Below are 11365 nucleotides of genomic sequence, written 5' to 3'. Positions count from 1 at the left end.
GGTTCAGGCTACCTGTTCGAGGGTGGTGGGTTGGGTTGATTCGAAGGTGGCGGGGCTGAGGTAGCCGAGGGTCGAGTGGCGTCGGCGGGTGTTGTACCAGCCCTCGATGTAGTCGAAGATCGCGCTGCTGGCGGCCTTGCGGGTGGGCCAGGTGCGGCGGTGGATGAGTTCGGTTTTCAGGGTGGCGAAGAAGGATTCGGCGACCGCGTTGTCCCAGCATTGGCCCTTGCGGCCGACTGACAGTCTGACACCGAGATCCCTGGCCAGGTTGGCGAACTGGGCCGAGGTGTATTGGCAGCCGCGATCGGAGTGGAACAGCACATCGGGCGCCGGCCGGCGCCGATTCACCGCGTCGGTGAGCGCCTCGGCGACCAGGCCGGTGCGCAGATGATCGGCTGTCGCCCAGCCGACCACCCGCCGCGAGGCGAGGTCGATCACGGTGGCCAGGTAGAGCCAACCTTCCCAGGTCTGGATGTAGGTGATGTCGCCACACCAGCGGCGGTCCAGCTGGCCGGGGTGGTCGGGGTCGATGCCGAAGTCGCGGCCGATCAGGTCCGGTCTGGTGGTGGCGCCCGGGTCAGGGATCGTCGTCTTCTTCGAGCGTCTCGGGATCCGGCGATGGAGGTCGGCGGCTCGCATCAGCCGCACCACCCGCTTGCGGGAACATCTCTCACCTTGAGCTCGGAGTTCGCGGTGGACCCGCGGCGAGCCGTAGGTCAGGCGGGACTCGTCGTGGATCTCGACGATCTTTGCGGTCAGGACGGCGTCGCGCTGCGCGCGCACCGAGGGGCCGCCGGTGCGGTCGGCGTAGTAGGCGGAACGAGAGACCTGCAGCAACTCACACGCCCGCTTCACGCTGTGGTCGCCTCGCTTCTCCGCCTCGATGAACGGGTAACAGTTCACCGGGTCTCCTTCACGAAGAAAGCCGTCGCCCGCTTGAGGATCTCGACATCCTCCCGGAGCCGGCGGTTCTCCCGCCGCAACGCCGCCAGCTCGTCCTTCTCGCTCGTGGTCAACCCGCCATCACCGGTGCCGGCATCGCGTTCGGCCTGCCGCAGCCACTCCCGCACCGCGGTCTCGGTCAGGTCGAAGTCCTTCGCGACCTGACCCACCGACCGGTCACCGCGCTGACACAACTCCACGATCTCGGCCTTGAACTCGGCCGTGAACGAACGCCGAGGCCGCGGCTTCTTCTTGCCCATAGACTCCATGATGAACATCCTTCCGGAGCACCAGCTCCTGATCTCGGATGTCCGTCAAAACGGGTCAGGCCCAAACCGCACTCCGCCCGCAAGGCGAGGACCGGGGTCCGCAGGTGTAGTTGTGGCCCGGTGGCCCGGTGGCCCGGTGGCCCGGTGGCCCGGTGGCCCGGTGGCCCGATGGCCCGGTGGCCCGGTGGCCCGATGGCCCGGTGGCCCGGTGGCCCGATGGCCCGGTGGCCCGGTGGCCCGATGGCCCGATGGCCCAGTGGTGCGGTTGGCCGGTGGTTCGGGGTGGTGCTGTGGCGCGGTGGCGAGGCGGGGCCGGTGGGTGTGGCGGCGAGGCGGGCCTGTGGGTGCGGTGGCGCGGTCGGGTCGGTCGTGCGGGTGGTGGGTCGGCCGGTGGGCCGGTCGCACGGTGATGCGGTGGGGCCGGTGGGCCGGTGAGGCGGTGCCGCGGTGGGCTGGTGGCGCGGCGGGGTCGGTGGGTGCGGTGGCGCGGCGGGTCGGTGGGTGCGGTGGCGCGGCGGGGTCGGTCGTGCGGGTGGTGGGTCGCGCGGTCGGCCGGTGGCCAAGTCGTGCGGTGGGGCCGGTGCCGCGGTGTTGCGGTGGGCCGGTCGTGCGGTGGCGGTGGGCCGGTGGTGCGGTGGTGCTGGTGGTGCTGGTGGTGCCGGTGGTGGACAGCGCAGTGGCGTGGGTGGCGCGGTGGACTAGTGGTGCGGCTGCCCGGTGGCTACGTAGCTTGGCGGCCGGTGGCTAGTTGGGGAGGTCGCGGTCGAGGTGGTCGGCGTGGAAGAGGGCCTGGTCGAGGAGTTTGCGGACGTGGTGGTCGGCGGCTGAGTAGTAGACGAACGTCCCTTCGCGGCGGCCGCGGACGAGGCCGGCCAGGCGGAGTTTCGCCAGGTGCTGACTGACTGCGGCCGGTGCGGCGCCGGTGAGCTCGGCCAGGCAGGCGACTGAGGATTCGCCTTGGAGGAGTGCCCATAGCACGCGGATCCTCGTTGGGTCGGCGAGCAGGCGGAAGGATTCGGCGGCGAGATGCACCTGCTCCTCGTTCGGCATCTCGAAGTCGTCGATCGACGAGTGCATGCCCGGCACTCTACCCGGGACCTGCCTACTTGCGTATATGCATGGATGCGCAGATAACATGATCTCATGGATGCAGGACGCGGAGCTCCAGCGGATCACGGTCGATCGCATGATCACGATCACGGCCACGATCATGGTCACGGGGGTGGTCGCGGGCGTCGTCGCGGGGATGGGCTTGAGGCCGGTGGCGGGGATGGGCTTGAGGCCGGTCACGATCGTGGTCGCGGGGATGGGTATGAGGCTGGTCACGGGCATGGGTATGAGGCCGGTGGCGGGGATGGGCTTGAGGCCGGTCACGGGCATGGTCGCGGGGATGGGTATGAGGCCAGTCACGATCACGCTCACGAGCAGGGCCGTGGTCACGGAGCTGGTGGCGGGCACGGTCACGGGGCCGGTCACGGGGCCGGAGGCCGGCATGGGCTTGAGTCGGGTGGTGGGCACGGTCACGAGGCTGGTCGCGGGCGTGGTCACGGGGTTGGTGGCGGACATGGGCATGGGCATGGGGTCGGTGGTGGGCGGCGCGGGGTGGTTGGGTGGGTGGTGCGGGTGGTTAGGCCGCATCGGCATGATGCGGCGGAGTCGGTTGACGCAGCGCTCGAAGGGAGTGCGGAGGGCATCCGTGCGGTCAAGATCAGCCTGGCTGGACTGGGGCTGACCGCGATCGCCCAGGCTGGTCTCGTCCTGCTCACTGGCTCGGTGGCGCTGCTTGCCGATACTGTGCACAACTTCTCGGACGCGTTGACCGCGGTTCCGCTCTGGGCGGCGTTCGTACTGGCGCGCCGGCCGGCGACCCGGCGCTACACGTATGGGTACGGGCGGGCCGAGGACCTTGCCGGGATCTTCATCGTGGGGATGATCGCGTTGTCGGCAGTGGTCGCTGGGTACGAGTCGATCCGCCGGCTCGTCGACCCGCGGCCACCCGAGCACCTGGCGGCGCTGATCATCGCCGGTCTGGTCGGATTCGCCGGCAACGAACTCGTCGCGGCGTACCGGATCCGGGTCGGCCGCCGGATCGGCTCGGCGGCGCTGGTCGCGGACGGACTCCATGCCCGGGCCGACGGGTTCACCTCACTCGCGGTCGTGCTCGGCGCGATCGGCGTACTGGCCGGCTTCCCGCTGGCCGACCCACTCGTCGGCCTCGGTATCACGGTCGCGATCCTCGTCGTACTGAAGAGCGCGTGGACCGACGTCTACCGCCGGCTGATGGACGCGATCGATCCGGAGTTGCTCGTCACCGCCGAGACCACCCTGCGTGGCACGCCCGGCGTGACCGGGATCGAAGACCTTCGCCTCCGCTGGACGGGACATCGGATCCGGGCCGAGACGAGCGTTGTCGTCGATCCGTCCCTGACACTCGCCGATGCACATGCGATTGCGCACGACGCCCACCACCGCCTGTCCGACTCCCTGCCCAAACTCCACAGCGCCACAGTGCACGTGAGCCCTGCCGGGAGCTGATCGAGCTCAGCTCAGGAGGCGCATGGCGGTGAGGGCGTACGCGCGGGCAGCCGTCATGAGCTCGTGGATCGCCACGGATTCGTCTGCGCGGTGAGCCTGCGTGGTGACCGAGCCGGGGCCAAGGACGACGACGGGTACGCCGAGATCGCGGGCGACGTACCCGCCGTCGCAAGCCGCCGTCCAGCCGCCCAACGGAAGCTCGGGACCACCGGCGTCGACCCGGGCGGACTCGGTGATCCGGACGAGGTCGGTGTCGGCCGCGGTCTCGAAGGCGGGCATCTCCATCGGCATGTCGAGGTCGACCGTCAGCCCGCGGTCCTCCAGCCGGAGCGCCGCGACGCGGTGACGGAGATCGTCGAGTACGGCGGCCGGCGACTCGCCGGGGAGCAGTCGGCGATCGGCGACGATCACGCACTCGGCCGGGACGATCGATCCGCCGGTGCCGCCGTTGATCTGACCGACGCTCCAGGTTGCGGGGCCGAGCAGGGGATGGGGGTCGGCGGCAAGCATCGCGTGCAGGCGTTCGATCTCGGCGACGACTGCGGCCGCGCCGTAGATCGCGTTCGCGCCATCTGCCGGGTTGCCGGCGTGACAGGCGCGGCCGTGGACGGCGACGCGTAGGTACGAGTCGCCCCGGGCGGCGATGATTGTCTGCAGGTCGGTCGGTTCGGCGGTGATGCACCCGACGAAGGATCGTTGGGTGTCGGCGACGTACGCGCGGATGCCTTTGCCGGTCTCCTCCTCGTCCATGACCGCCGCGAGCTCGACCGGTCCGCTCAGGCGGGTGCCGCGCAGCGCGGCGAGAGCAACCATTGCCGCCGCGAGGCCGCCCTTCATGTCGGAGGCGCCGCGGCCGTAGATCCGCCCGTCGCGAACCTCCCCACCGAACGGGTCGGTCGTCCACCCGTCACCAACAGGCACAACGTCCGTGTGCCCAAGCAGCAACACCCCCGGACCGTTGCCCGAAGCACCGTTGCTGCCGGCACCGTTGTTCTCGGCACGGTTGTCTCCGGCGAGTGTGATGGTGAGGTTGTCGCGGCCGGGCTCGACGGGCGTGGTGACCACCAGGAGCCCGAGCTCCCGGGCCGCCGCGGCCAGGACCGCGGCAGTCGCCGCCTCCTCGCCGGGCGGGTTCTGCCCACGCGCCCGCAGCAGTTCCGTGGTGACCCGCACCAGCAGATCCTCGTCGATACGATCCAGCACAGCCTGCTCGGCGGACGTCACGCTCATGCCGCCCTAGCCTAGGCCGACCTCCCAGCCAGGTACGCCCGCCAGCCGCCGTACGACGTGATATCGCACGCCGGATCCGCCCCATCAGCCGTACACACGAACCCGAGCACCCGCTGCCCGTCCGACAACTCCACCGGACCGATCGCCAGCGGCGGCTCGACCGTCGCCAGGAATCCGCCGAACTCACCCGCCGGCAAACTCCAGACCTCCACCTCGATCCCGGCGCCGCCCTGATCCGGCACCGTCCGCGTCAGACCAGGCCGCGGTCCGTCCACCAGATACATCCGGTACGACGCATCCGTCCGCGCATCGAACGCGAGCCGTCCACCCCGTCGTACCAGTTCGTGGTTGAGCGGCTGCCCGGACAGGTGCGCACCCGCGACCGCGAGCAAGATCTCCTCCGCGGGTTCACGACACCACGTCGCAGCAAGGTCGATCAGTACGCGGTCGTGACCCGCCGGCGCGAGCAACTGGATCCCGAACGGCAGCCCGTCGCTCCGGTCCGGCCCAGGAAAGGCGACAGCGCACAGATCCAGCAGGTTGACCATGTTCGTGAACCGTCCGAGCCGGCTGTTCACGCCGATCGGATCCGCCGCGACCTCTGCCAGCGTCGGATGCTCCGGCGTCACCGGCAGCAGCAGTGCGTCAAGTTGCGTCCACAAGTGCTCGCTCGCCCGCGCCAGGACCGCCAGTCGATCGAAGCCGGCGAACGCATCGGCCGCGGTCAGCGCGGCACCATTGTGGACAATCGACCGCACAGATGGGTCCACCGCCGGATCATCGACAAGCTTGTCCCCGAAGGCCAGCCACCGCTCGGCCAGCCAAGGACCCGAGTACAGCAGGTCGGCGGCTGCCAGCAGCGGCTGCACATCCACCTTCACCACGTCGCCGAGCCGATAAGCCTGGTCGAGTGTCGCCTGCCAGGCCTCCTCATGCAGCGGGTCGAGTTCGAGAGCCACATCCGGTACGCCGATCACCGCCGGGGACTCAGGCACGCGTCCCGACCGGCTGTGCGGCAGCGACTCGTACCGCCGGGACCACGCGTCCTCCGAGTCGAAGGCAACCATCACATCGAAGGCGCGGCGCGCAGTGGCAACAGACCGGGCCATCACCGTCACGCAGTCGAGCGACCGGCACGCCGGTACGACGCCCCGCGCGGAGACGATCCCGCGACTCGGTTTGATGCCGACAATCCGATTGAAGGCAGCCGGCACCCGGCCACTCCCGGCCGTGTCCGTACCGAGCGCGAAATCGACCTGCCCACTCGCAACCGCGACTGCGCTGCCCGAACTCGATCCACCCGACACATGCTCCGCCGAGTAGACCGAGTGACAAGCGCCGTACGGCGACCGCGTGCCGACCAGCCCGGTCGCGTACTGATCGAGATTCGTCTTCCCCAGCGGTACGGCGCCCGCCGCAACCAACCGGTCGACGACAAAGGCGTTCTGCGCCGCCGGCTCGGAGTTGCGCGGATCCCCAGCGGTCGTAGGCACCCCAGCCAGGTCGATGTTGTCCTTCAACCCCATCGTGAGCCCATGCAGCGGTCCGGGCCGAGCTTCGACCGGCTCGACGCGGGTGATCCATTCCTTCATGCTCCCCACCTCGCCCGCTCGGCTTCGAAGGCGGCTCGGCGTTTGGCTCGTAGGGTTGCGATGTCCACGGGTGCCTCCTGTTCGATGCGGCGTACGTCGGCGATCGAGAACGTCGACGGGCTGACCCGGAGGTCGGCCCGGCCGGCTGCGATCTCGGCTCGCTCGTGGGCGAGTTGCTCGGCGCTCACCGGGGTGAAGCGGATCAGGTCGAACTGCCGGAGCAACCAAGGCTGCTCGTCGGCGGGGGAGAGCCGCCAGACCGGGACGGTCCGGCCGACCAACTGGTAGCCGCCGGGTCCCTCCATCCCGTACACGCACAGGTAGATCCCGCCGATCCCGACCGCGTTCTGCGGCGTCCAGGTGCGCGCCGGGTTGTACTTCGTCGTCACCAGCCGGTGCCGCGGATCGATCGGTACGGCGACCGGCGCGCCGAGGTAGACGTCGCCGAGTCCGACCACCAGGTACGTCGCGGCCTGCACGATCTCGAAGACCTCGTCGCGTTCGCGCAGATCGTTGACCCGCCGGATGAACTCCACGTTGTCCGGGCACCAGGGCGCGTCCGGCCGGACCGAGGTCGCGTACCGGCGCATCGCCTCATGGGCCTCCGGGTGGTCGAACGCGATCGGCAGGGTTACCTCGCGCGCCGGCAGCACCACGGTCTCGGGATCCTCGAGCCCGGCGGCGAGGAACGCCAGTCGCTCGGCGAGCTGGGTCAGCGCCAGCCGCGACGAGTCGACCGCCACCAGCATCGACCGGACACCCTCGACGATCTCCGTCACACCGTCCGGCTGGTCGGCGCGCAAGGACTGCGCCAGCAGGTGGATCCACACCCGGACCGTGAGATCGAGCTCGGCCGATCCCGCTTCGACCAGCAGATGCCGTTCGCCGGCGCATCTGATTGTGTACGGCGGTGCCGTGGTCACGCGTTCGGCGTGGTGTAGAGCCTTCGGACGGTCCGTGGTGCTGATCGGGGAGGCGAGCTCGGCCGGGTCCTGGCGGAGATCACTCAACCAGTGACGCCGTACCCGGATCGCTTCGGTCGCCGCTGCCATCGTCACCGGGACCAGTTCGACGGTATCGCCGGCGCGGAGCTGGCCGAGCATCCATCGATCGGCCTCGATCACCACGGCCGGTACGACGAAGCCGCCGAGCGACGGGCCGTCCTTGCCGACGATGACCGGGGTGTCTCCGGACAGCATGATGCCGCCGACCGGATACGCGGAGTCGTGCACGTTGGAGGGATGCAGACCGGCCTCACCGCCGTCGGTCCTGGCCCAGCCCGGCACCGGTCCGACCAGCCTGATGCCGGTGCGATCGGAGCGATGGTCGACAATCCAACTGTTGGCAAAGAACTCGTCGACACCCTCAGCGGTGAGATGGTCCGGCGCGCCGTGCGGGCCGGCGATCACCCGGACTCGCCAACTGCCGGAGAGCTCCGGAAGGTCGACCGACAGCGGGGTGAGCAGGTTCTCGCGCCGGCCCAAGGGGAGTTGGTCGCCTGCCGTGAGCGCGCGGCCGTCGTGACCGCCGAAACCGCCGAGCACGAAGGTCGATCGGCTGCCGAGGACGCGCGGGACGTCCAGGCCGCCTTCGATCGCCAGGTACGCGCGCAGACCCGGGCCGTCCAATGCACCCAGGTCGAGCACGGCTCCGGCAGGCAGGCGGACGACCATGCCAGGGCGGACGCGGAATCCGTCGATGGTCGCGTTGCGGATCGCGCCACCGACGCAGATCAGCCGGTCCTCGTCGCAGGTCAGCGCCGGTCCGGTGACGACACACTCCAGTCCGGCCGCGCTGTCCGGATTGCCCACCGCGGCGTTGACCAGTGCGAAGGTCAGTTCGTCGGCCGCACCGGAAGGCGGTACGCCGACGTCCCAGAGCCCCGGCCGGCCGGTCAGGTCCTGGATCGTGGTCTGGGTCCCTGGATTGACGATGCTGATGACGGCCACCGTCACCACCAGCCCACGAGCTGGATCGGCGTCGGATTCCAGCCGTTGCAGGGATTGTTGACCTGCGGACAATTGCTGATCAGCACCAGGATGTCCCGGGACGCGGTGAGCTCGACGTACCGGCCCGGGGCGGAGAGACCGTCGTCGAACCTCAGGTCTCCGCCGGAGGTGACGGGGACGTTCATGAAGAAGTTGATGTTGTGGGTGAGCTGACGCTGGCCGATGCCGGCCTGCGCGCCGTACCAGAGGAAAGTCTGGCGGCAGGCGTGCTGGTGCCGGATGTGTACGCCGTACCGGATGACGTTGCTCTCCTGGGAACACGCGCCGCCGACGGTGTCGTGCCGGCCGCAGGTGTCGTCGCTGATCACCGCGAGCTCGTCGAGTCTGGTCGACAGCAGCCGTGATCCGGTCGTGAGGTAGACGGCCCGCTGCTCGCGGATCGTGTCGAAGGCGGAGTAGCGGTTGTCGATGTCGTGCGCGTCGTACAGCAAGGTGTCGACAGCCTGATTGCCATGCAGGTCGACAATCTGCAATCGACCACCGGCCGGCACGGTGAGCAGTGCGCCATCGCCAGGCTCGACGACCGTGTCCAGAGCGGCACTCGTCTCGGTGATGGTCATGCGATCAGCTCCTGGGTCAGCACGAGCGCACGCTTCGCTTCCTCGCGGAGCTCCGGATCACCTGGCGTAGCGGCTTCGATGTGTACGGCGACTCCCGCGGCCGGACCGTCGGACAGCAGATGCGGCGCGGTGGATATGACGACCAGCAGGTCCTGCTCGGCTCGCAGCGTCACGGTGTCGCCGGCTCGTGCGTGTGCCGGTACGAACGCCAGCGATCCGCGCGGGTCGTCAGAGATCGCGACCTTCGAGAAGAAGTTGATGCAAGCATGCAGATCGGCTGCTCCGAAACCGTGCTTGGCGAGTTCGAGCAGCACCAAGCGATCGGGGCGCCCGCCGGTTAGGCAGTCGTGCCAATCGAGCGTGGAGGCGACAGCGGTGGCCAGAGCGAGGCCGCGGTCGGACATCAGGACCATGCCGGACCGGATTCGTGCGGACATCTGCGATTTCAGTGTGTCCGGGATGTTCAGCCGATCGAGCCGGTCGGACCCGATGATCAGCACCGACGCATTCGCGCCGTCGGCGAGCGCGGTGAGGGTCATGCTTCGCCCCGCCCGGAGCGGTGCCGACCAAGCCGCGGCGGCAGGGATGTCGTGGTTCATGCGCCGGCTCCTTCCGCTTCGGCGACGGCGGGCGCCGCAGCGGACGGCAGGACGAGGCCGATCGAGGCGTGGTATGCGCGGCGCTGGTACCGGTAGGCGATCACTCCGCCGAGGCCCACGATCGCGAGGGTGATCAGCGGCAGATAGTGCAGATACCAACCCGCGCCGGCCGGGTCGTACACCTCAGCTCGCGGCCAACCGAGGTTGATTGCCATCGCGAGCCCGTAGGCAACCGCGACGATGTTGACAATCAGACCGAACCGTCCGAGCGAGAACAGCGGCCGGCCTTGTTCGTCGACCCCGGCGGCGGGTCCGCTGCCGCTCAGCCGTCGTACCAGCAGAGGTGCGGTCACCATCAGATACGCGACGTAGAGCAGCATGATGCAGACGCTGGCGAGGCCGAGGAACAGGCCCGCGTTGCCCACATTCACCACCAGGCAGACGGCGGCGAGGATGCCGGGCACGATGGTCGCCGCGACCGGCGTGCCGGTACGGCGGGACACCTGACGCAACTGACGCGACGCCGGCAGGACGTTGTCGCGCGCCATCGAGAAGATCATCCGCGCGGCCGCGGTCTGGATCGCGAGCGTGCAGACGCACACGGCGAGCGCGACGTCGAGGAGCAGCAGCTTGCCGGGGGTGGTGCCGAGCCGGCTGGTCAGCACGTACGGCAGACCCTGCGTGGCCAGATCGCCATCGGTCAGCGACGGCGCGGCCATCAGCGCGGCGACGATGAGGAACGCGCCGCCGATCCCGGACGCGACGACGGCCCGGATGATCGTCCGCGGCGTGGTCGCCCTCGGCCGGTGGGTCTCCTCCGACAACTCACCCGCGCTGTCGAACCCGACCAGCACGTACGCCGCCATCAGCGCCGAGATGAGCAGCGGTACGACGTACCCGGTGGTGCTGTCGAGGTTCGTCGTGTGCAGTACGACGGACGGCCCGCGCTCGGCTCTGGTTGTCAACAAAACGACGATCAACACGACACCGACCAGCTCGCAGGTCACGCCGACCGAGTTGACCACCGCGGTGATGCGGACGCTGGTCGCGTTGAGGAGGGTGGTGGCGATGAGGAGTAGGCAGCCCAGGACGACGGCGTTCGCCGCGCCGTCCTTCGACGAGAGCGCCGAGTCGGTCCCGACGAGCTGGAAGCCGGACCAGACCGCGGGCAGCACGACCTGCAGCGCGATCGCCGCGGTGGCCAGCGTGATGATCTGCGCGATCACCATCGTCCAGCCGGCGAACCAGCCGACGACGGCGCCGCCGAGCCGCCTGGCCCATTGATAGATCGCTCCGGACAACGGGTAGCGGGCGGCGAGTTCGGCGAAGCACAACGCCACCATCAGCTGGCCGGCCAGGACCGCGGGCCAGGTCCAGAAGAACGCCGTACCGCCGAAGCCGAAGCCCAGTCCGAACAGCTGGAAGACGGTGGTGAGGATCGACACGAACGAGAAGCCGGCCGCGAACGAGGCGTAGGTGCCGACCCGGCGTGAGAGCTGCTGGGTGTAGCCGAACCGGCCCAGGTCGTTCGCGCCGAGGTCGTCGGTGGGTGAGGTCAGTGTTTCAGGGGTGGCTGACATTCCGGCCTCCATCGGATCGGCCCGGAACGCACACGGCACCCGGGGCCTT

11 protein-coding genes are annotated in these 11365 nt (G+C 69.5%); 2 read left to right on the top strand and 9 right to left on the bottom strand.

All coding sequences use genetic code 11. The features are described 5' to 3' along the window. Positions 1 to 3: 3 nt before the first annotated feature. The 3 genes from OG876_RS39900 to OG876_RS39890 all read right to left on the bottom strand — a co-directional run bounded on the left by OG876_RS39900 (position 4) and on the right by OG876_RS39890 (position 2288). Positions 4 to 903 (bottom strand): IS3 family transposase, encoded by a 900-nt coding sequence (locus OG876_RS39900; RefSeq protein ID WP_328518669.1) that lies wholly within the window; start codon positions 901 to 903, stop codon positions 4 to 6. Beyond that, complete coding sequence (locus OG876_RS39895; protein WP_328518668.1) at positions 900 to 1211, bottom strand: transposase; 312 nt, start codon at positions 1209 to 1211, stop codon at positions 900 to 902. The genes OG876_RS39900 and OG876_RS39895 overlap by 4 nt, the downstream gene beginning before the upstream one ends. A gap of 744 nt (positions 1212 to 1955) precedes the next feature. Next, positions 1956 to 2288, bottom strand: a complete 333-nt coding sequence (locus OG876_RS39890) for an ArsR/SmtB family transcription factor (protein ID WP_328521919.1) — start codon at positions 2286 to 2288, stop codon at positions 1956 to 1958. A gap of 70 nt (positions 2289 to 2358) precedes the next feature. Here OG876_RS39890 and OG876_RS39885 point away from each other — a divergent pair, with 70 nt between their 5' ends. Together OG876_RS39885 and OG876_RS39880 are read left to right on the top strand one after the other, a co-directional pair. Further along, complete coding sequence (locus OG876_RS39885) at positions 2359 to 2943, top strand: hypothetical protein (RefSeq protein ID WP_328521918.1); 585 nt, start codon at positions 2359 to 2361, stop codon at positions 2941 to 2943. Continuing rightward, entirely contained in the window at positions 2835 to 3746 is a 912-nt protein-coding gene (locus OG876_RS39880; protein WP_328521917.1) for a cation diffusion facilitator family transporter, read from the top strand. Before OG876_RS39885 ends, OG876_RS39880 begins: the two co-directional genes overlap by 109 nt. Positions 3747 to 3752: 6 nt before the next feature. On the opposite strand, the gene OG876_RS39875 is transcribed toward OG876_RS39880, so the two are convergent. The 6 genes from OG876_RS39875 to OG876_RS39850 are packed head-to-tail and all read right to left on the bottom strand — an operon-like array spanning position 3753 to position 11316. Continuing rightward, complete coding sequence (locus OG876_RS39875; RefSeq protein ID WP_328521916.1) at positions 3753 to 4976, bottom strand: M20 family metallopeptidase; 1224 nt, start codon at positions 4974 to 4976, stop codon at positions 3753 to 3755. An 11-nt stretch (positions 4977 to 4987) separates the two neighbouring features. Beyond that, entirely contained in the window at positions 4988 to 6568 is a 1581-nt protein-coding gene (locus OG876_RS39870; protein ID WP_328521915.1) for an allophanate hydrolase, read from the bottom strand. Then, positions 6565 to 8517, bottom strand: coding sequence for a 5-oxoprolinase/urea amidolyase family protein (locus tag OG876_RS39865; RefSeq protein WP_328521914.1), 1953 nt, complete (start codon positions 8515 to 8517; stop codon positions 6565 to 6567). The genes OG876_RS39870 and OG876_RS39865 overlap by 4 nt, the downstream gene beginning before the upstream one ends. A 2-nt stretch (positions 8518 to 8519) precedes the next feature. Next, positions 8520 to 9137: an urea amidolyase associated protein UAAP2 gene (locus tag OG876_RS39860; RefSeq protein WP_328521913.1), complete on the bottom strand. Its 618-nt coding sequence runs from the start codon at positions 9135 to 9137 to the stop codon at positions 8520 to 8522. Next, positions 9134 to 9736: a DUF1989 domain-containing protein gene (locus OG876_RS39855; protein ID WP_328521912.1), complete on the bottom strand. Its 603-nt coding sequence runs from the start codon at positions 9734 to 9736 to the stop codon at positions 9134 to 9136. The genes OG876_RS39860 and OG876_RS39855 overlap by 4 nt, the downstream gene beginning before the upstream one ends. Next, the gene (locus OG876_RS39850; protein WP_328521911.1) at positions 9733 to 11316 is read right to left on the bottom strand and encodes an amino acid permease; all 1584 of its coding nucleotides are present in this window, start codon (positions 11314 to 11316) and stop codon (positions 9733 to 9735) included. The genes OG876_RS39855 and OG876_RS39850 overlap by 4 nt, the downstream gene beginning before the upstream one ends. Positions 11317 to 11365: the final 49 nt, after the last annotated feature.

This window comes from Kribbella sp. NBC_00359, from assembly GCF_036097425.1.
Lineage (GTDB): Bacteria > Actinomycetota > Actinomycetes > Propionibacteriales > Kribbellaceae > Kribbella.
This window is presented reverse-complemented; position numbering and strand designations above follow the sequence as displayed.